The 18,076-nt window shown below is 70.8% G+C and carries 24 protein-coding genes; 10 read left to right on the top strand and 14 right to left on the bottom strand.

The genetic code is table 11. The annotated features are described in order from the left end of the window. The first annotated feature begins 9 nt into the window (after positions 1 to 9). Entirely contained in the window at positions 10 to 507 is a 498-nt protein-coding gene (locus FHX45_RS19290) for a DUF2771 family protein (protein WP_167103832.1), read from the top strand. Between the two features lie 60 nt (positions 508 to 567). Here FHX45_RS19290 and FHX45_RS19285 read toward each other — a convergent pair whose 3' ends face one another. After that, entirely contained in the window at positions 568 to 954 is a 387-nt protein-coding gene (locus tag FHX45_RS19285; RefSeq protein WP_017985244.1) for a cold-shock protein, read from the bottom strand. Between the two features lie 164 nt (positions 955 to 1,118). Here FHX45_RS19285 and FHX45_RS19280 point away from each other — a divergent pair, with 164 nt between their 5' ends. Further along, on the top strand, positions 1,119 to 1,349 hold the full coding sequence (locus FHX45_RS19280) for a hypothetical protein (protein ID WP_167103829.1): 231 nt from the start codon (positions 1,119 to 1,121) through the stop codon (positions 1,347 to 1,349). Here the strand turns inward: FHX45_RS19280 and FHX45_RS19275 are convergent. Next, positions 1,306 to 1,938, bottom strand: coding sequence for a haloacid dehalogenase-like hydrolase (locus FHX45_RS19275; RefSeq protein WP_167103826.1), 633 nt, complete (start codon positions 1,936 to 1,938; stop codon positions 1,306 to 1,308). The two genes, FHX45_RS19280 and FHX45_RS19275, sit on opposite strands and share 44 nt — an antisense overlap. A 118-nt stretch (positions 1,939 to 2,056) precedes the next feature. Between FHX45_RS19275 and FHX45_RS19270 the strand changes: the two genes are divergently transcribed. Together FHX45_RS19270 and FHX45_RS19265 are read left to right on the top strand one after the other, a co-directional pair. Beyond that, a complete protein-coding gene (locus tag FHX45_RS19270) occupies positions 2,057 to 2,674 on the top strand; it encodes a TetR family transcriptional regulator (protein WP_167103823.1) in 618 nt (205 codons plus the stop codon). Further along, on the top strand, positions 2,671 to 3,633 hold the full coding sequence (locus FHX45_RS19265; RefSeq protein WP_167103819.1) for a R2-like ligand-binding oxidase: 963 nt from the start codon (positions 2,671 to 2,673) through the stop codon (positions 3,631 to 3,633). Before FHX45_RS19270 ends, FHX45_RS19265 begins: the two co-directional genes overlap by 4 nt. A gap of 109 nt (positions 3,634 to 3,742) precedes the next feature. On the opposite strand, the gene FHX45_RS19260 is transcribed toward FHX45_RS19265, so the two are convergent. Continuing rightward, positions 3,743 to 5,353: an AMP-binding protein gene (locus FHX45_RS19260; RefSeq protein ID WP_167103817.1), complete on the bottom strand. Its 1,611-nt coding sequence runs from the start codon at positions 5,351 to 5,353 to the stop codon at positions 3,743 to 3,745. 85 nt (positions 5,354 to 5,438) lie between these two features. On the opposite strand from FHX45_RS19260, the gene FHX45_RS19255 reads away from it, so the two are divergent. Further along, positions 5,439 to 6,200, top strand: coding sequence for a PhzF family phenazine biosynthesis protein (locus FHX45_RS19255; protein WP_167103814.1), 762 nt, complete (start codon positions 5,439 to 5,441; stop codon positions 6,198 to 6,200). Next, positions 6,200 to 6,601, top strand: a complete 402-nt coding sequence (locus FHX45_RS19250) for a YccF domain-containing protein (RefSeq protein ID WP_167103811.1) — start codon at positions 6,200 to 6,202, stop codon at positions 6,599 to 6,601. Before FHX45_RS19255 ends, FHX45_RS19250 begins: the two co-directional genes overlap by 1 nt. Here the strand turns inward: FHX45_RS19250 and FHX45_RS19245 are convergent. After that, the gene (locus FHX45_RS19245; RefSeq protein WP_167103808.1) at positions 6,589 to 7,005 is read right to left on the bottom strand and encodes a MarR family winged helix-turn-helix transcriptional regulator; all 417 of its coding nucleotides are present in this window, start codon (positions 7,003 to 7,005) and stop codon (positions 6,589 to 6,591) included. The two genes, FHX45_RS19250 and FHX45_RS19245, sit on opposite strands and share 13 nt — an antisense overlap. Positions 7,006 to 7,084: 79 nt before the next feature. Between FHX45_RS19245 and FHX45_RS19240 the strand changes: the two genes are divergently transcribed. Next, positions 7,085 to 8,236: an MFS transporter gene (locus FHX45_RS19240; protein WP_341771530.1), complete on the top strand. Its 1,152-nt coding sequence runs from the start codon at positions 7,085 to 7,087 to the stop codon at positions 8,234 to 8,236. A gap of 37 nt (positions 8,237 to 8,273) precedes the next feature. On the opposite strand, the gene FHX45_RS19235 is transcribed toward FHX45_RS19240, so the two are convergent. Genes FHX45_RS19235 through FHX45_RS19205 form a run of 7 tightly spaced genes read right to left on the bottom strand, consistent with a single transcriptional unit; the run spans position 8,274 to position 13,441 of the window. Beyond that, complete coding sequence (locus FHX45_RS19235) at positions 8,274 to 9,092, bottom strand: metallophosphoesterase family protein (RefSeq protein ID WP_167103805.1); 819 nt, start codon at positions 9,090 to 9,092, stop codon at positions 8,274 to 8,276. 28 nt (positions 9,093 to 9,120) lie between these two features. Beyond that, a complete protein-coding gene (locus FHX45_RS19230) occupies positions 9,121 to 9,921 on the bottom strand; it encodes an HAD-IIA family hydrolase (RefSeq protein WP_167103802.1) in 801 nt (266 codons plus the stop codon). Continuing rightward, on the bottom strand, positions 9,918 to 10,994 hold the full coding sequence (locus FHX45_RS19225; protein WP_167103799.1) for an ATP-binding cassette domain-containing protein: 1,077 nt from the start codon (positions 10,992 to 10,994) through the stop codon (positions 9,918 to 9,920). Before FHX45_RS19225 ends, FHX45_RS19230 begins: the two co-directional genes overlap by 4 nt. Then, on the bottom strand, positions 10,991 to 11,767 hold the full coding sequence (locus FHX45_RS19220; RefSeq protein ID WP_167103796.1) for an ABC transporter permease: 777 nt from the start codon (positions 11,765 to 11,767) through the stop codon (positions 10,991 to 10,993). Before FHX45_RS19220 ends, FHX45_RS19225 begins: the two co-directional genes overlap by 4 nt. Positions 11,768 to 11,777: 10 nt before the next feature. Beyond that, positions 11,778 to 12,530: a molybdate ABC transporter substrate-binding protein gene (modA, locus tag FHX45_RS19215; RefSeq protein ID WP_167103777.1), complete on the bottom strand. Its 753-nt coding sequence runs from the start codon at positions 12,528 to 12,530 to the stop codon at positions 11,778 to 11,780. Then, the gene (locus FHX45_RS19210; protein ID WP_167103774.1) at positions 12,527 to 12,931 is read right to left on the bottom strand and encodes a TOBE domain-containing protein; all 405 of its coding nucleotides are present in this window, start codon (positions 12,929 to 12,931) and stop codon (positions 12,527 to 12,529) included. Before FHX45_RS19210 ends, modA begins: the two co-directional genes overlap by 4 nt. 33 nt (positions 12,932 to 12,964) lie before the next feature. Continuing rightward, complete coding sequence (locus FHX45_RS19205; protein ID WP_167103771.1) at positions 12,965 to 13,441, bottom strand: MarR family transcriptional regulator; 477 nt, start codon at positions 13,439 to 13,441, stop codon at positions 12,965 to 12,967. A 102-nt stretch (positions 13,442 to 13,543) separates the two neighbouring features. Between FHX45_RS19205 and moaA the strand changes: the two genes are divergently transcribed. From moaA to FHX45_RS19190, 3 genes are all read left to right on the top strand, one after another. Then, on the top strand, positions 13,544 to 14,605 hold the full coding sequence (gene moaA, locus FHX45_RS19200) for a GTP 3',8-cyclase MoaA (protein WP_167103768.1): 1,062 nt from the start codon (positions 13,544 to 13,546) through the stop codon (positions 14,603 to 14,605). 9 nt (positions 14,606 to 14,614) lie between these two features. Next, positions 14,615 to 14,866, top strand: a complete 252-nt coding sequence (locus FHX45_RS19195; RefSeq protein WP_167103766.1) for a MoaD/ThiS family protein — start codon at positions 14,615 to 14,617, stop codon at positions 14,864 to 14,866. Positions 14,867 to 15,309: 443 nt separating this feature from the next. Continuing rightward, positions 15,310 to 15,972, top strand: a complete 663-nt coding sequence (locus FHX45_RS19190) for a LysM peptidoglycan-binding domain-containing protein (protein WP_167103763.1) — start codon at positions 15,310 to 15,312, stop codon at positions 15,970 to 15,972. Between the two features lie 113 nt (positions 15,973 to 16,085). Here the strand turns inward: FHX45_RS19190 and FHX45_RS19185 are convergent, their stop codons facing one another. From FHX45_RS19185 to FHX45_RS19175, 3 genes are all read right to left on the bottom strand, one after another. Continuing rightward, the gene (locus FHX45_RS19185) at positions 16,086 to 17,111 is read right to left on the bottom strand and encodes a molybdenum cofactor biosynthesis protein MoaE (protein ID WP_167103760.1); all 1,026 of its coding nucleotides are present in this window, start codon (positions 17,109 to 17,111) and stop codon (positions 16,086 to 16,088) included. Next, positions 17,108 to 17,578 (bottom strand): cyclic pyranopterin monophosphate synthase MoaC, encoded by a 471-nt coding sequence (moaC, locus tag FHX45_RS19180; RefSeq protein ID WP_167103757.1) that lies wholly within the window; start codon positions 17,576 to 17,578, stop codon positions 17,108 to 17,110. The genes FHX45_RS19185 and moaC overlap by 4 nt, the downstream gene beginning before the upstream one ends. A gap of 72 nt (positions 17,579 to 17,650) precedes the next feature. Next, the gene (locus tag FHX45_RS19175; RefSeq protein WP_167103754.1) at positions 17,651 to 18,067 is read right to left on the bottom strand and encodes a VOC family protein; all 417 of its coding nucleotides are present in this window, start codon (positions 18,065 to 18,067) and stop codon (positions 17,651 to 17,653) included. Between the last annotated feature and the right edge of the window lie 9 nt (positions 18,068 to 18,076).

The following is an 18,076-nucleotide window of genomic DNA, read 5'->3' as shown; positions in this document are numbered from 1 at the left end:
GTTTCCGCCATGCGGCGAACTTTGCTGTTGCTGGCGGCCGGTGCGCTGACGCTGACCGGGTGCACCGCCACCGCCGGACCGCCCGAGGTCACCTTCTTCGGCGACGGCCACACGGTCAACGCCGGCCCCATCGTGAACTGCGACGCCCTGCTGAAGTCGTGCTCGCAGGACCCGGGGGCGGCGGCGACGCTGAAGGTGCGCCCGGGCAAGCCGGTGCAGATCTCCGTGCCGTCCGAGATCGGCGACACCCCGTGGCTGGTGAACGTCCAGTACACCAACGCCAAGGGTGAGCTGCAGCCGGTCAAGCAGCAGTACTTCTCGCCGGGCGCGAAACTCGCCTACACCGCAACCGGAAACACCCCCGGCGACCAGCTGGTCGTGGTCGAGGTGCAGCAGCTCGGCGCGGTGTTCGCCGCGGACCAGGCCGGCAACCCGATCCTCGACGAGAACGGCAACCCGCAGCTCGTCGCGCGGTCGTTGTGGACGCTGCAGGTGCAGCCGGGGTGAGCTGAGCCGGACGAACCCCACTCGCCGCGGCGAGTGGGGCCGGTGGTCAGCAGCGCGCGATCACGGGTCGAGGTCGCGCGCGACGGCACGCATCACCTCGGCGATGCGCTTCGTGTTCTTCCGGTCGGGGTAGCGGCCGCGGCGCAGGTCCGGCTGCACCTTCATCTCGAGCAGCTTGATCATGTCCTCGATCAGGCCGTGCAGCTCCTCGGCGGGGCGACGGCGCGCCTCGGCGACCGAGGGCAGGCTGTCGATGAGCCGAACGGACAGGGCCTGCGGGCCGCGGCGACCGTCGGCGACGCCGAACTCCAGCCGCTGGCCGGCCTTGAGTGCCTCCACCCCTTGCGGGAGCGCGGTCTTGCGGATGTAGACGTCCTGGCCGCCGTCCTGGGTGACGAAACCGAACCCCTTCTCCGCGTCGTACCACTTGACCTTGCCGGTCGGCACTGCCCTCACCGTTCCTTCGTTCTGCGAAACATCGTCTCGTCCACCTGCGGCACGGGGCCGCCCTGCACGACGAACGCGCCCTGGGCGTACCCAGGACGCGTATTCGCCAGCCTATCCCGGTATGCGCCCTCCGGTGAAGAAGATATGGGTTCTAACCTTGTGCCATGGATACTCCGGCCGAGACTTCCCCGCGCAAGCCGTTCCTCATGCGGCTCGGGATCGGCGTGTTCGCCGTGGGCGTACTGGCCGTGCTGGCGGTGTTCGTGCTGTTCGCCTTCGGCCTGCGCGACCTCCCGGTCTGGCTCAGCGCCGTCGCCGGGGTGGCGACCCCGCTGGGCATCGCCCTGTCGCTCATCTCACTGGTGCGCGAGCACCGTCGAGCGGCTGCCGGCTGAGCCAGCCGGGAAATTCCGCCAGGCTCTCGAACACCACCTCGGCCCCGGCCTCGAGCAGCGCGTCCCGGCTGCACGGGCCCGTCGTCACCCCGACCGGCACCGCGCCGGCGGCGAGTGCGCCCCGCACGTCGCCCAGGTGGTCACCCGCGTAGATCGACGCGCCGTGCTCGCGCAGGGCGACCGCCTTGCCGTCCGACCACAGCTCTCCCACCAGCACGTCGACGGCCAGGCCGAGCGCCTTGACGTGCAGCGCCGCGTTCGGGCCGTACTTGCCGGTGACCACGACCGTGCGGCCGCCCGCCTCGTGCACCGCGGCCAGCGCCTCGTGGGCGCCTGGCAGGGCGACCGTCCCGGGGATCACGATCTCCGGGTACAGCTGGCGGAACCGGTCGACCAGGCCGCCGATCCGGTCCTCGGGCGCGCCGAACTCGCGCAGCACGTGGTCCAGCGGCGGGCCGAGGTTGGCGGCGAAGTGCTCACCGTCCAGCGGCAGGCCGGCCTCCGCGCCGAGCGCGTTCATCACCGCGACCATGCCCGGCCGCGGGTCGATGAGCGTCATGTCCAGGTCGAATCCGACGACGATCCCCACGACAGCCACGGTAGCCGGACCCACCGACAGTTCCCGAAGCCGTCTCATCTCGTCTTTACAGTGGCGCCGATCGGGTCAACCTTCTTGACATCCTGAACACCTATGTCAAGCTGAGCGTGTGACTGAGATCACCGGCTCGTTCACCGCGCGCACCCGGACCTCGCTGCGGGAGACCCTGATCGACGCGGCGGCCGACATCCTGGCGGCCCGGGGCTACGCGGCCCTGCGCATGGCGGACGTCGCCGCGGCGGCCGGGGTCAGCCGGCAGACCGTCTACAACGAGTTCGGCAACAAGAACGCGCTCGTGCAGGCCGTGGTCCTGCGCACCACGGGCGAGTTCCTGGACGGCATCCACCAGCGGTTCGCCACCGCACCCGATCTGCTGACCGGCATCCGAGATTCGCTCACCTACACGATCGAGCACGGCCGGGAGAACCGGCTGGTCGCCTCGGCACTGGGCACTCCGCAGGGTGAGGACCTGCTGCCGCTGCTCACCACCAGGGGTGAACCCGTGCTGTCGGCGGCGACGGAGACCGCGGCGGTGCACTACCGCGAATTCCTGCCCACCCTCAGCGCCCGGTCCGCGACGCTCCTCGCGGAGACCGTGGTCCGGCTGGCGTTGAGCCACCTGGTGCTGCCGACCCATTCCGCGGCCGAGGCCGCGGACCTGATCTGCGCCGCGATCGCACCCGCCATCACCCACTACGCGTCCACAATGGAGTGTGAGCAGCGATGACCGGAACACTTCCCGCACGCCGCACCGGGTTCACCTCGCTGCGCCGGGGCGGACTGAACTGGGACTCCTTCCCGCTGCGGCTGTTCGTCAAGGGCAACCGGAAGTTCTGGAACCCGGCCGACATCGACTTCAGCCAGGACGCCGAGGACTGGCGGACCCTCAACGACGAGGAACGCCGGTCGGCGACCTACCTGTGCACGCAGTTCGCCGCGGGCGAGGAGGCGGTGACCGAGGACATCCAGCCGTTCCTCCAGGCGATGGCGGCCGAGGGCCGGTTCGGTGACGAGATGTACCTGACGCAGTTCTGCTTCGAGGAGGCCAAGCACACCGAGGTGTTCCGGCGCTGGATGGACGCGGTGGGCCTGACCGAGGACCTGACGTCGTACGTCAGTGAGAACCCGCACTACCGCAAGCTGTTCTACGAGGAGCTGCCGGAGTCGCTGAGCGTGCTGGAACGCGACCCCAGCCCGCTCAACCAGGTCCGCGCGAGCGTCACCTACAACCACGTGATCGAGGGCAGCCTGGCGCTGACCGGCTACTACGCCTGGCAGAAGCTGTGCGTGACACGCGGCATCCTGCCCGGCATGCAACAGCTGGTGAAGCACATCAGCGACGACGAACGTCGCCACATGGCGTGGGGCACGTTCACCTGCCGCCGGCACATCGCCGCCGACGACTCGCTGTGGGACGCGGTGCAGCAACGGATGGGCGAGCTGCTGCCGCACGCGCTCGGAATGATCCAGTGGGTGCGGGACCAGTTCGGGGAATCGCACCCGTTCGGCAACGACCCGCAGGAGTTCATCGGTTACGCCACCGACCGCGCACAACGCCGCCTTGGCGCCATCGCGTCGGCGCGCGGCGTGCCGGTGGCGCAGATCGACCTGGACCGTTCACCGGAACAGCTGGAGGACACGTTCGGCGAGGAGGACGCGAAAGCCCTGGCCGACGTCGTGCCGTAGACGCACCCCGGAAGGTCTGGCACAGGGGCGGTTGCGCCGCGCTGCCGGGTGCGGTCGGCCTCCGGACCCGGCAGCTGCTCGCCGCGTTACCGCGTGGCGGTTGGCCGGTTCACGTCAGGTCCAGGATCTTCAGTGCCTGTTCCCGCATTTCGACCTTGCGGACCTTTCCGGTCACCGTCATCGGGAACTCGTCCACGATGTGCACGTACTTCGGGATCTTGTAGTGCGCGAGCTTGCCCGCGCAGAACTCGCGCAGCGACTCCGCCGTGAGCGGCTCGGCTCCTTCGCGCATCCGGACCCACGCCATCAGTTCCTCGCCGTACCGCTGGTCCGGCACGCCGATCACCTGGGCGTCCAGCACATCCGGATGGGTGTAGAGGAACTCCTCGATCTCCCGCGGGTAGATGTTCTCGCCGCCGCGGATGACCATGTCCTTGATCCGGCCGGTGATCCGGACGTAGCCCTCGTCGTCCATCACGCCCAGGTCGCCGGTGTGCATCCAACGCCCCTGGTCGATCACCTCGGCGGTCTTGTCCGGCTGGTCCCAGTACCCGAGCATCACCGAATAGCCCCGGGTGCACAGCTCACCCGGCTCGCCACGCGGCACGGTCAGCCCGGTCTCCGGGTCGACGATCTTCACCTCCAGGTGCGGCCCGACCCGGCCGACGGTGGACACCCGGCGCTCGATCGAGTCGTCCGACCTCGTCTGCGTGGAGACCGGGGAGGTCTCGGTCATGCCGTAGCAGATGGACACCTCGGTCATGCCCATCCGCTCGATGACCTGCTTCATCACCTCGACCGGGCAGGGCGAGCCGGCCATGATGCCGGTTCGCAGCGACGACAGGTCGTAGTCCTCGAAGCCCGGTTCGGCGAGTTCGGCGATGAACATCGTGGGCACGCCGTACAGCGACGTGCACCGCTCCGACTCGACCGCCTGGAGCGTGGCCTTCGGCTCGAACGAGGGGGCCGGGATCACCATGCACGAACCGTGCGAGGTCGCCGCCAGGTTGCCCATCACCATGCCGAAACAGTGGTAGAAGGGCACCGGGAGGCAGATCCGGTCCGCCTCCGTGTAGTGGCAGAGCTCGCCGACGAAGAAGCCGTTGTTGAGGATGTTGTGGTGGGACAGGGTCGCGCCCTTCGGGAAGCCCGTCGTCCCGGAGGTGTACTGGATGTTGATCGGGTCGTCCGCGGACAGCCCCACCTCCGGCAGCGGCTTGCCCCGGCCGGACTCCAGCAGCTCCGACCACTCGTCCGAGCCCAGCAGCACGACCTGTTCCAGCCCGGCGCAGCGCGGCCGGACCTCCTCGATCATGGCGGCGTAGTCGGAGGTCTTGAACGACTGCGCCGCGACCAGCGTCCGCACCCCGGACTGGTTCAGCACGAACTCCAGCTCGTGGGAGCGGTACGCGGGGTTGATGTTGACCAGGATCGCGCCGATCTTCGCCGTGGCGTACTGCAGGAACGTCCACTCCGCGCAGTTCGGCGACCAGATCCCGACGCGATCGCCCTTGCCGATCCCCCGCCCCGCGAGGGCGGCGGCCAGGGCGTCCACCTCGGCCGCCAGCTCCCGGTAGGTCCACCGCCGGCCCGACGCGCACTCGACCAGCGCGTCCCGCTCACCGAACGCGGCCACGGTGCGATCGAAGTTGTCACCGATGGTGTCTCCGAGCAGCGGCACCTCGGAGATCCCCGACGCATAACTCGGCACGGCTGGCATGACGCCTCCTCGGACCCGGTCCACACTGACCGTTACCGAGTCTAGAAATCCCTTCGCCGCCCGGATACCCCCTAGAGTGGGTGCCATGCGGATCTCCATCGTCGACGCGTTCACCAGCACCCCGTTCGCCGGGAATCCAGCCGGGGTGGTGCTGCTCGACGCACCGGCGGAGACCGCGTGGATGCAGTCGGTGGCCGCCGAGCTGCGGCATTCGGAGACGGCGTTCGTGGAGGTGTCCGGCGACGGCCCGAAGCGGCTGCGCTGGTTCACGCCCACGGTCGAGGTGGACCTGTGCGGGCACGCGACGCTGGCCACCGGGCACGTGCTGGGCGGCGAGCAGGTGTTCACCACGCGCAGCGGCGAGCTGCGCACCCGCGCCGACGGCGGCTGGGTCAGCATGGACTTCCCGCACGACCCGCCACGGCCGGCCGCGGACGACGTCCTGGGCGCCCTGCCCGGTGTGACGGTCACGAGCGTCGCGCGTGGCAAGTGGGACATCCTGGTCGAGGTCGCCGACGCGGCGGAAGTGCGCGGTCTGAAGCCGGAACTCGACGTGGTGGCGGGCTGGGATGCGCGCTGCCTGATCGTCACCGCAGCCGGTGACCGGGACGACGTCGACTTCGTCAGCCGCGTCTTCGGCCCGGCCGTCGGCGTCCCGGAGGACCCGGTGACCGGCTCGGCGCACTGCCTGCTGGCGCCGCACTGGGCGGGCAAGCTCGGGCGGGACGAGCTGGTCGGCGAGCAGGCGTCGGAGCGCGGCGGGATCGTGCGCGTCCGGCTCGACGGGGACCGGGTGACGCTGTCCGGGCAGGCCGTCACCGTGCTGAGCGGGGAGTTGCACGTCTGATGCGTCTCATCCTGAACCTGATCTGGCTGGTGCTGGCCGGCTTCTGGATGGCCCTCGCCTACCTGGCGGCCGGGATCATCTGCTGCGTCCTGATCGTCACGATCCCGTTCGGCATCGCGTCGTTCCGCATCGCGAACTACGCGCTGTGGCCGTTCGGCCGCACGATCGTCGACCGCCGCGACGCCGGCGTCGGCTCGCTGATCGGCAACGTCATCTGGATCGTGTTCGCCGGGTTCTGGCTGGCGATCGCGCACGTGGTCACCGGGATCGCGCTGTGCGTCACGATCGTCGGGATCCCGCTCGGGCTGGCGAACTTCAAGCTCATCCCGGTCTCGCTGATGCCGCTCGGCAAGGTGATCGTGCCCGCCGGCCGTGGCGCGGGCGCCTACTACCGGCCCTGACCCACCAGCGCCTGCAACAACTCGACCAGCGACTCCTGCTGGGCGGGGTCCAGTGAGACCATCGGCGAGGTCCGGTTGAGACGGTCGAGCACCGTGTCCCGCGCCGTCTGCCCGGCTTCGGTCAGCACGATCTCCTTCGCGCGCCGGTCGGTCGGGTGCGGCCGCCGGTTCACCAGGCCCTGATCCTCCAGCCGGTCGATCACGAAGGTCGCGTTCGACGCCTCGCACGACATCCGGTTCGCCAGCTCGCGCGCGGTGATCGGCTCGGACAGCTCGCGCAGCGCGACGACCTGCGCCGGGGTCAGCCCGACCTCCTCGCCGATCCGGCGGACCTGCCCGTCGAGGCGCCGGGCGAACTCGTGCACCAGCTTGCACACATCGCGGTCGAGTTCGACGTCCACCATGCCCCCGAGTCTAGCGGGATGGTCCGAGTTGTGATAGTTCTAGTTCGAATCATTACAGCTCGAACTTCTGGGAGTGGTCGTGCCGTTACCCGTCTTCTCGTTGATGCTCGTGGTCTTCGGGCTCACCACCGGCGAGTTCGTGATCGCCGGGCTCGTTCCGGACGTCGCGGCGGACCTGTCGGTGTCCGTGCCCTCGGCCGGCCTGCTGGTCACCGCCTACGCCGCCGGCATGATCATCGGTGGCCCGGTGATCACCCCGCTGACCGCCCGTGTGGGCCGGAAACCGCTGATCACCGGGCTCGTCGCGGTCTCCGTCGTCGCGAACCTCGGGTCGGCGGTGGCGCCCGGCTACGCCGTCCTGCTCCTGGCGCGGTTCGTCGCGGGCCTGATCGTCGCGACGTTCTTCGCGCTGGCGATCTCGATCACCGCGGCGAGCGCGCCGGAAGGCAAGCAGGCCGCGATGATCGCCAAGGTCGCGCTGGGCCTGAACCTCGGCATCATCCTGGGCACGCCGCTGGGCACGTTCGTCGGCCACCACTTCGGCTGGCGGGCGACGTTCGTGGCGGTCGCCGCGATCACCTTCCTCGCGCTGCTGCTGGTGCTGCGGTTCGTGCCCGCGTTCCCGGGCTCCGACGCGTCCGTCTTCGGTGAACTGCGGGTGCTCGCCGACCGCGAGGTGTGGCGCGGTATCGCGCTGACCGCGCTCGGCAACCTCGGCGTGGTCACGGTCTTCACCTACATCGTGCCGCTGCTCACCGACGTGGCCGGGTTCAGCGTGGACGCCGTGCCGGTGCTGCTGCTGGTGTACGGCGCCGGTGCGGTGATCGGCAACCTGGTCGGCGGACGGCTGGCCGACCGCGCCCTGATGCCGTCGCTCGCCTGGATGCTGGCCGCGCTGGTCGGCACGCTGGCGCTGCTGTGGGCCGCCGGGGACAACCGCGTGGTGGTGGCGGTCCTGGTGTTCGTCCTGGGCGGGCTGGCGTTCGCGATCGTCCCCGGCATGCAGACGCGGGTGCTCACCGCGGCGGGCGCCGCACCGACCCTGGCCGTCGCGGTCAACGCGTCCGGCTTCCAGCTCGCCGCCGCGTTCGGCGGCTGGCTGGGCGGGCAGCTGATCAACGGCAGCGGCATCAGCGCCCTGTACCCCGCCGCCGCCGTGGTCACCGTGGCCGGGCTGGGTCTCGCGGTGGCGATGCTGCGCAGCGACCAGCGGGTGCGGGTACGGGGGTAGGGCGAGCCTCGTCCTGGCCTGCCCCGGCCGGCGGGGATCAGTCTCCCGGTTTCCACGGCAGCGGCACGACGAGGCACGGGCCGCCGACGAACAGCCCGCCGTCGATGCCCAGCACCTTGCCCCCGGCGTAGAGGTAGGGCGCCTCGATCTGCGTGGGGTGGATGCCCAGCTGGTCGGCGATCACGCTGTGCCCGTGCACGATCCGCTCGCCGCCCAGCTGCTCCAGCACGTAGTCCGCGATGTCCGGGCCGTGCGGGCCGCGGAAGGCGTAGCGGGTCGTCATGCGGCGCCACACCTCCCACCACTCGACCAGGTCGTCGCCGTCGAGGATCTCCCGCACGGTGGTGTTGATGTCCTCGGCGTCATCGCCCCAGTCGAGGTACTCGACGGTGTCCGAGTGCATCAGGAGGTGGTTGGCCGCGTGCGCGATCAACGGCCGGCTGCTCAGCCACTCCACGTGCTCCGCGGTCAGCGCGTCCTGATCGGACAGCTGCCCACCGTTGATCTCCCAGCTGCGGGCGAAGCTGCGCGGCCCGAAATCGGAGGGCACCTCGGTGTCGCCGAACCGGTGCATGCCCAGCAGGAGGATCTCGTGGTTGCCGAGCAGCGGCTGCGCGGACCCGCCCGCCTCCGCGGCCTGCTCGTGCAGCCGCATCACCAGTTCGATGACGCCGATCCCGTCCGGGCCCCGGTCCACGAAGTCACCGAGGAACCACAGGTGCGCCTCGCCGCCGGACCAGTTCCCGGCCTCGTCGGCCAGCCCGGCCCGGCACAGCGCGGCCGCCAGCTCGTCCCGGTGCCCGTGCACGTCGCCGACGACGTAGGTGCGGGCATCGGGACGCTGATGGTCGCTCATCCCTCCGACGATAGGCGGTTGCCGCAGGTCAGCTCTGCACCGCCCCGTCCCCGAACGGGTCCTGCGTACGGCCGACGAGGTCCGCGATCGAGTCGATCACCAGCGTGGGCCGGTACGGGTAGCGCTCGGCCGACTCCTTCGTGGAAATGCCGGTGAGGACCAGGACCGTCTGCAGCCCGGCCTCGATGCCCGAGTGCACGTCGGTGTCCATCCGGTCGCCGATCATGATGGTGCCTTCGGAGTGCGCGCCGAGGCTGCGCAGCGCCGAGCGCATCATCAGCGGGTTCGGCTTGCCCACGAAGTAGGGCTGCCGCCCGGTGGCGCGCTCGATGAGCGCGGCGATCGAGCCGGTGGCAGGCAGGCTGCCCTCCAGGCTCGGGCCGGTGGCGTCCGGGTTGGTCGCGATGAACTTCGCCCCCGCCTCGATGAGCCGGATGGCGCGGGTGATCGCGGTGAAGCTGTAGGTGCGGGTCTCCCCGAGCACCACGTAGTCCGGGTCGCGGTCGGTGAGCACGTACCCGGCCTCGTGCAGCGCGGTGGTCAGCCCGGCCTCGCCGATGACGAACGCCGATCCGCCGGGCCGCTGGCTGTCCAGGAACTTCGCGGTCGCCAGCGCGGAGGTCCAGATGCGTTCCTCGGGCACGTCCAGGCCGGTGCGCAGCAACCGGGCCCGCAGGTCACGCGGGGTGTAGATGGAGTTGTTGGTCAGCACCAGGAACGGGGTGTCGTTGGCGCGCAGTTCGGCGAGGAACTCGTCGGCGCCGGGCACCAGGTGCTCCTCGTGCACCAGCACGCCGTCCATGTCGGTCAGATACGTCCAACGGCTCATGCCTGAAGACTAGCGGGGTGCACGGTCACCGCGGTGGCCTTGATCGCGAGCCGGACCGGCATGCCCGGCTCGAGCCGCAGGTCGGCGACCGCGGCCGGGGTGAGGTCCGCGGACAGGCCGTCCGCCCAGCCCCTCCCGGCCGCCCGGACCCGGATCACCGGGCCGTGTGGTTCGAGTGCCCCGACCACCGCCGCGATCGTGTTGCGCGGGCTGCCCGGATGTCCGTCCGCCGCGGGATAGACGGACACCGCGCTCGGCTCGAACACCGCGACGGCCGGTTCGCCGGTGACCGCGCCGGGTGACCGGATGCCGGCCACCAGACCGCCGTCCGCGGTACGCAACCCGTCGTCGACGGCGATGCCGGGGACGAGGTTGAGCCCGGCGATCCGCGCGGTGAACGCGGTGCGCGGCGCCGCCAGCACCTCGCGGGTCGGCCCGCGCTCGACCACTCGTCCGCCGGCCAGCACGACGACGTGGTCGGCCAGCGCCAGCGCGTCCAGCGGATCGTGCGTGACCAGGACCGTGGCGCGGCGCGGACCGGCGGCCAGCACCCGGCGCAGCAGCCCGCGGATCGCCGGGGCCGCGTCGACGTCGAGCGCGGCCAGCGGCTCGTCGAGCAGCAGCAGGTCCGGATCGCCGGCCAGGGCCCGCGCCACCGCCACCCGCTGCGCCTGCCCGCCGGACAGCTGTGCCGGCCTGCGCCGGGCGAACCCGGCCGCGTCCACCTCGGCCAGCCACCGGTGCGCGATCGCCCGCGACTCCGCCCGCCCCTTGCCCTTCGACCGGGGCGCGAACGCCACGTTGTCCACAACGGACAGGTGCGGGAACAGCAGCGGGTCCTGCGACAGCAGGCCCACGGCGCGGTGGTGCGCGGGCAGGTCGTGCAACGCCCGGCCGCCGAGGGTGATGACGGCGTGGTCCGGCCGGAACAGCCCGGCGAGGCACCCCAGGACGGTGGACTTGCCGGACCCGTTCGGGCCCAGGACCGCCAGCACGCTCCCCGCCGGCACGTCGAAGGCCACGGACAGCTGGAAGGTGCCGCGGGTCAGTTCGATCTCGGCGTGCAGGCTCACCGGGCGGTCCCCTCCAGCGCCCGCGGCCGGGCCACCGCGATCACCACGATCGCGACGACGATCAGCAGCAACGCCAGGGCGACGGCACTGTCCACATCGACCTCCGCCTCGGTGTAGACGGCGAGCGGCAGGGTCCGGGTGACGCCCTCGAGGCTGCCGGCGAAGGTGATCGTCGCCCCGAACTCGCCCAGAGCGCGGGCGAAGCTCAGCACCGCGCCCGACCCGAGCGCGGGCAGCAGCAGCGGCAGCGTGACCCGCCGGAACACCGTCCACGGACGGGCCCCCAGGGTCGCGGCGATCCGTTCGTAGCGGTCCCCGCCGCCGCGCAGCGCGCCCTCCAGGCTCACCACGAGGAACGGCATGGCGACGAAGGTCTGCGCGATGATCACCGCGGCGGTGGTGAACGGGACCTGCACCCCGGCCGTCACGCCCAGCAGGTAACCGAGGAAGCCCTTGCGGCCGAGCAGGTACAGCAACGCGAGCCCGCCCACCACCGGCGGCAGCACCAGCGGGAGCAGCACCACGGCGCGCAGCACCCGGATCCCGGGCACGGCGGAGCGGGCCAGCACCACCGCCAGCGGCACCCCGAGCACGATGCACGCGAGCGTGGACACCGCCGCCGTCTCCAGCGACAGCCGCAGCGCGGTCAGCGACGCATCGCTGACGATCAGCCCCGGAACGCGACGGAGGTCGGTCCGCACCAGCAGACCGGCCACCGGCAGCACGACGAGTGCCAGGGCGAGCGCCGCGGGTACCCACAGAACCCACGGCACCCGCCGGGTCCTACGGCGCGCCAAAACCAGCCTTCTGCAGCTCGGCCCGGCCCTGCTGACCCAGCACGAAGTCGACCCACTCCCTGGCCGGCCCGGCCTCGGGTGCGTTCTTCACGACCGCGATCGGGTAGGAGTTGACGGCCTGCGACGCCTCCGGGAAGTCGACCCGGGCGACCTTGCCCGCCGCGCTCGCGGCGTCGGTCACGTACACCAGGCCGGCGTCGGCGTCACCGGTCTGCACCTTGTTCAGCACCTGCTTGACGTCCTGCTCCTCGCTGGCCGGCCGGAGCGTCACCCCGGTCTTCTGCTCGACCTTCTGCGTCGCGGAGCCGCAGGGCACCTGCGGGGCGCACACCACCACGGTGAGGCCGCGCGTGGCCAGGTCGGCGAAGGCGGCGACGCCCTTCGGGTTGCCCGGCGCGACCGCGATGGTCAGCTTGTTGGTCGCGAAAACGCTCGGCGCACTGTCGAGCAGCCCGGCCTGCCCGGCCTTGTCCATGTTGGCCTGGTCGGCGGAGGCGAACACGTCGGCCCGCGCACCGTTGGACAGCTGCTGCACGAGCGCGGACGAGCCGGCGAAGTTGAACCTCACCTCGGTGCCCGGGTGGGCGGATTCGAACCGCGCCTTGAGCGCGGTGAACGACTCGGTGAGCGACGCGGCCGCGAACACGGTGAGCGTCTTCGTCCCGGTCCCGCCCGACGGCGATCCGCATCCGGTGATCAGCAGCGTGGCCGCGGCCAGCAGGGCGCCCAGCTTCTTCAACTCTGTCCTCCTGGGGTCTCGACGACCACGGTGGTCGCCTTCACCACCGCAACCGCCAGCGACCCGGGCTCGAGGGCCAGCTCCCGCACCGCCTCGGCACTCATCAGGGAGACGACCCGGAACGGGCCGCACTGCAACTCGACCTGGGCCATCACCTTGTCCACGACGACCTCGGTGACCAGGCCGACGAAGCGGTTGCGGGCGGACCGGCCGACGTCGGACGGATCACCGGGCCGGGCGGCCTGCTCGCGGGCGAACGCGGCCAGCTCGGCACCGTCGACGACTTTGCGGCCGGCCGCGTCGGTGCCCGCGGTCAGCTGCCCGCCCCGCACCCAGCGGCGCACGGTGTCGTCGCTGACGCCGAGCAGCTCGGCGGCTTCGGATAACCGGAATTGCGGCATGGAGGGGAGATTATCCCCGCGTTTGCGGAAAAGCTACGGGTTACCACCGAGAACGTCCTCGCGCAGCAACGCGTTCAGCTCGCTTTGGTACCGCTCGATCACGTCGCGCTCGGCCGGCGTGAATTTCTCCAGCACCTTCTCGGTCACCACCAGGGCCGAGGAGAACAGCGGTGCCACCTTGTCCTCGTCCAGCGGCAGGACCTCGACCAGAACCTTGCGCCGGTCGTTCGCGTCCCGCACGCGGCGCACGAAACCCGCGCGCTCCAGGCGGTCGATGACGCCGGTGACGGCACCGGTGGACAGGCCGGTGACCCGGGCGATCTCGCCCGCCGTCAGCGGGCCTTCGGCACGCGCGGCCAGGTCGAGCGCCTTGTGGTCGGTGGCGGACAGACCCATCTTCTCGGCGATCTGGGCGTGCCGGAGGACGGCGAGCGTGCTCGACTCGCGGCCGTACTCGGCGAACCGGGCGAGCACCTCGGGGGGCACCGGGTACCGGCTTTCCTCGGACATCCGGCGCGTCCCTTCCCCTGTCGTCTTCGCGGTTGAAACACTTCGCTACCGAGACATTCTAATGAGCAACCACGGGGCGTTCGCCGGGTTAGGCTGGTGTCAATGAGTGCGGTAAATCTCGGGCTTCCCCGCGTGCCGGGCACACGCGGAACCACGAAGCCCCGCCCGGACAACCCCGCCCTCGTCGACACGTTCGGCCGCGTCGCGACCGACCTGCGCGTCTCGCTGACCGACCGCTGCAACCTCCGCTGCACGTACTGCATGCCGGCGGAGGGTCTGCCGTGGCTGCCGGGCGAGGAGGTGCTCACCGACGACGAGCTCGTGCGGCTGCTGCGGATCGCCGTCGAGCGGCTCGGCGTCACCGACATCCGGCTCACCGGCGGTGAACCGCTGCTGCGCCCTGGGCTCGAGCACCTGGTCGGCGAGATCACGGCGCTGCGCCCGCGACCCCGGCTTTCGATGACCACCAACGGGATCGGTCTGGCCAAACGGGCCAGGGCGTTCGCCGAAGCCGGGCTGGACCGGATCAACGTCTCGCTCGACACCGTGGACCCGGAGACGTTCGCGCGGATCACCCGGCGCGACCGGCTGGCCCACGTGCTGAACGGGCTCGCCGCCGCCCGCGCCGCCGGGCTGGACCCGGTGAAGGTCAACGCGGTGCTGCTGCGCGGGATCAACGAGCACGAGGCAGCCGCACTGCTGCGGTTCTGCATCGAGCACGGCTACCACCTCCGCTTCATCGAGCAGATGCCACTGGACGCCCAGCACGGCTGGAACCGCGCCGACATGGTGACCGCCGCGGAGATTTTTTCGTTGCTCAGCAAGGAGTTCACGCTCACGCCGAGCCAAGAGGCACGCGGCGGCGCGCCCGCCGAACGATGGCTGGTGGACGGCGGACCGGCCGACGTCGGGATCATCGCGTCGGTCACCCGGCCGTTCTGCGCGGCCTGTGAGCGCACCCGGCTGACCGCGGACGGCGCGGTGCGGTCCTGCCTGTTCAGCAACGACGAAACGGATTTGCGCGCGCTCCTGCGGGGCGGGGCGGACGACGAGGAGATCGCCCAGACCTGGCGGATGACCATGTGGGGCAAGCTCGCCGGCCACGAGATCAACGACGCCGGCTTCGCCCAGCCGATCCGGCCGATGAGCGCGATCGGGGGATAGATCTTGACCGTGAGCGTCGTCGTGCGCTATTTCGCGTCCGCGCGCGCGGCCGCGGGCGTGGAAGAAGAGGTACTGGAGTTACCGGCCGGCGCATCGGTCGCCGAAGCCGTCGTCGCCCTCCGCGATCTTCATCCGGAGACCCTCCCGCGGATCCTCCGGGCGGCCAGCTTCCTCGTCGACGGGGTGGCCGTCCGCGACCCCGCGCGCCCCCTCCCAGAGGGGGCCCAGCTCGACGTGCTGCCGCCGTTCGCCGGCGGTTGAACACAGTTCGCGATTGGTCCAACCGTGGCTGATCGACGTGACCCAGACCTCACTATCGGTGAAATATCTCGACTTGGAAACGGCCAGGTAACGGCGCACTGACCAGGAGAAACACGGTGATCGGCACAGGTTGCTCGATGTTACTGTGATGTAGGTCACGTCCCGAATAATTTCCGATCACGCTCGTCGTTACGTACCGTCGCTTTTCGGCTGGCCCCGACCGGCCACGGCAACACCGGGATTCCGAGCGCCAAGTCCTGTCCGGCGGAATCCCGGACCAAAACCCCGAGCGAAAGTAGGTTTTCCGGACAGGGACGGAGAGGGTCGGACCCGAGCGTTCCGCGAAGGCCCGATTGGCTCGCCCGGACCCCGCCGGGTGGAGCAGGACCCGTGAGGGTTCGCCTCGCAGCATGGCCCGTCGGCGCGAAGGCCGAGTTGATGGAATGTCCTACCGAGGCAAGCACCGCAAGATGTCCCCCGCCGCTCGCAACATCGCTCGCGTCGCTGTCGCGGGTATCGCGGTTGGCACCCCGCTGGCGATCGCCGCGACCCCCGCGCAGGCCGCCAGCGTCAACTGGGACGCCATCGCGCAGTGCGAGAGCGGTGGCAACTGGAGCACCAACACCGGCAACGGCTTCTACGGCGGCCTGCAGTTCACGCAGAGCACCTGGAAGGCCTACGGCGGCACCGGCAGCCCGCAGAACGCGTCCCGCGAGCAGCAGATCGCGGTGGCGGAGCGGGTCCTGCAGGGCCAGGGCATCGGCGCCTGGCCGGTGTGCGGCAAGAAGGCCGGCTCTTCGGCGAGCTACAAGGGCAGCAACACCACGGGCTCGACCCAGAAGAAGGCTGCCACGCCGAAGCAGGCTGCCCCCAAGCAGGCCGCCCCTGCGCCGGCCACCCCGAAGAAGAGCACCCCGGCTCCGGCCGTGAGCGTCCCGTCCTCCAACCCGAACGGTGACTACACCGTCGTGGCGGGCGACACGCTGTCCGGGATCGCCAAGAAGTTCGACGTTGCGGGCGGCTACCAGAAGCTGCAGCAGCTGAACGCGAACTACATCTCGAACCCGAACCTGATCCTGGTCGGGCAGAAGATCGCCACGAAGTGACACTGAAGTGACACTGGGGGCGTCCGGCCGCCCCACCACAATCCCCCGGGTGGTGGGGCGCCGGCGCCCCGGTGGTGCGGGTCGACCAGACCCGCACCGCCTCAAGCTTGGTTTCAGGGGGAGTTGACCCACTCGTCCGTGCCATCGGTGAAGTGCTGGTGCTTCCACACCGGAAGCTGGGCCTTCACCTCGTCGACCAGCTCCGCGCAGGTCGCGAAGGCCTCGGCCCGGTGATCGGCCGACACGGCGCAGGCCAGCGCCACGTCACCGATCTCCAGGGCGCCGATCCGATGGCTGACGGCGATCGTGCGCACCCCGCTCCGGCGGCCGGCGACCTGGGAGACCACCCGGGCGAGCACTTCGCCCGCGTTCGGGTGGCCCTCGTAGAAGAGCGACTTGACGCCCTTACCGTCGTCGTGGTCGCGCACGACGCCGCCGAAGGTCACCACCGCCCCGGCGGACTGGTGGTCCACGAGGCGCGCATGCTCCTCGACGGACAACGGCTGATCGGTCACCTCGGCCCGCGCGATGTACGCGGTCGCCCGGGTGGCCGTCGTCATTTCCGGCTCGACGTCGATCCGGCCGCCGCTGCCGGCACCCTCGGGCGAGCCGTGACCGGCCCCGGCTCCCGTGCTGTGCGGGGCGTCCACCGGTCGCGGGTGGTCGCCACCGGCGAGCTGGTCCACGGCGTGGTCGAGCACGCCGTCGAGCACCGCGAGCCCGTCCCGGACGCCGCCGCGGGAGCCGGGCAGGTTCACCACGAGCGTCCGCCCGGCCACCCCGGCGAGTCCCCGGGACAGGACGGCGGTGGGCACCTCGGGCAGACCGGCCGAGCGGATCGCCTCGGCCAGCCCCGGCAGCTGGTGGTCCAGCAGCGGGGCGGTCACATCGGGCGTGCGGTCCGTGGGTGAGATGCCGGTACCGCCGGTCGTGACGACCACGTGCACGTCGTCGCCGAGCGCCTCGCGGATCGCCTGCGCAACCGGGTCACCGTCCGGGACCACCCGCGGTTCGGGCACGTCGTACCCGCGTTCGGTCAGCCAGGCGGCGATGACGGGCCCGGTGTGGTCCGCGTAGACCCCGGCGGACGCCCGGTTCGAGGCGACGATGACCCGGGCGGTGCGCTTGTCGTTGTTCATGGCCGCTCCCACACGCCGGACTTGCCGCCGAGCTTGCGCTCCAAACGGACCTCGTCCAAAGTCGCCGCGGGATCGACGGCCTTGATCATGTCGTGCACGGTGAGCCCCGCGACGGCGACCGCGGTCAGCGCCTCCATCTCGACACCGGTGCGGTCGGTGGTCTTGGCCGTGGCCGTGATGCGTACTTCGGCGGGCCCGAGGTCGAACTCCACCTGCACCCCGGACAGGGCGATCTGGTGGCAGAGCGGGATCAGCTCGGGGACCTTCTTGGCACCCATGATCCCGGCGATCCGGGCCGTCGCGAGGGCGTCGCCCTTCGGCAGCCCGTCGCGGGCCAGCAGGTCGATCACCACCGGCGTGGTGCGCACCACACCGGTGGCGATGGCTGTGCGGGCGGTGGCCGCCTTGCCGGAGACGTCGACCATCCGGGCGGCACCCTTCTCGTCGACGTGGCTCAGTTCACTCACGTGACAAGGCTAAACGCCTTCGGCGGTCCAGCGGTGCGGGGCATGCCCCGCGCCGGGACGGCCGGTCCAGGCTCAGTCCACCTGCACCGGCTGGTTGATGCGGATCGCGTTGCCGAAGGGGTCGCGCAGGCCGCAGTCGATGCCGTACGGACGCTCGGTCGGTTCCTGCGTGAACTCGACGCCCTTCGCCAGGAGTTCCTCGTAGGTCTTGCGGCAGTCGTCCGTGGTGAGACCGATCCAGCCACCCGTCGCGCCCTTCGCGAGCAGCTCGCGGACCTGGGAAGCCGTCCCCTCGTCCATCGCCGGCGGCCCGGGCTTCTCCAGCAGGATCTCGCGGCCGGGTTCGCCCGGCACGCACACGGTCAGCCACCGCATGAAGCCGAGGTCCTGGTCCACCTTGACCTCGAACCCGAGCTTGCCGACGTAGAAGTCGAGCGCCTCGTCCTGGTCGGTGACGAAAATCTGGGAAAGTGTGATCGCGTTGAACATGACCACAAC

This window comes from Amycolatopsis granulosa, assembly GCF_011758745.1.
Lineage (GTDB): Bacteria > Actinomycetota > Actinomycetes > Mycobacteriales > Pseudonocardiaceae > Amycolatopsis_E > Amycolatopsis_E granulosa.
The sequence above is the reverse complement of the archived record's forward strand: the minus strand, read 5'-3'. Positions and strand labels throughout refer to the sequence as shown.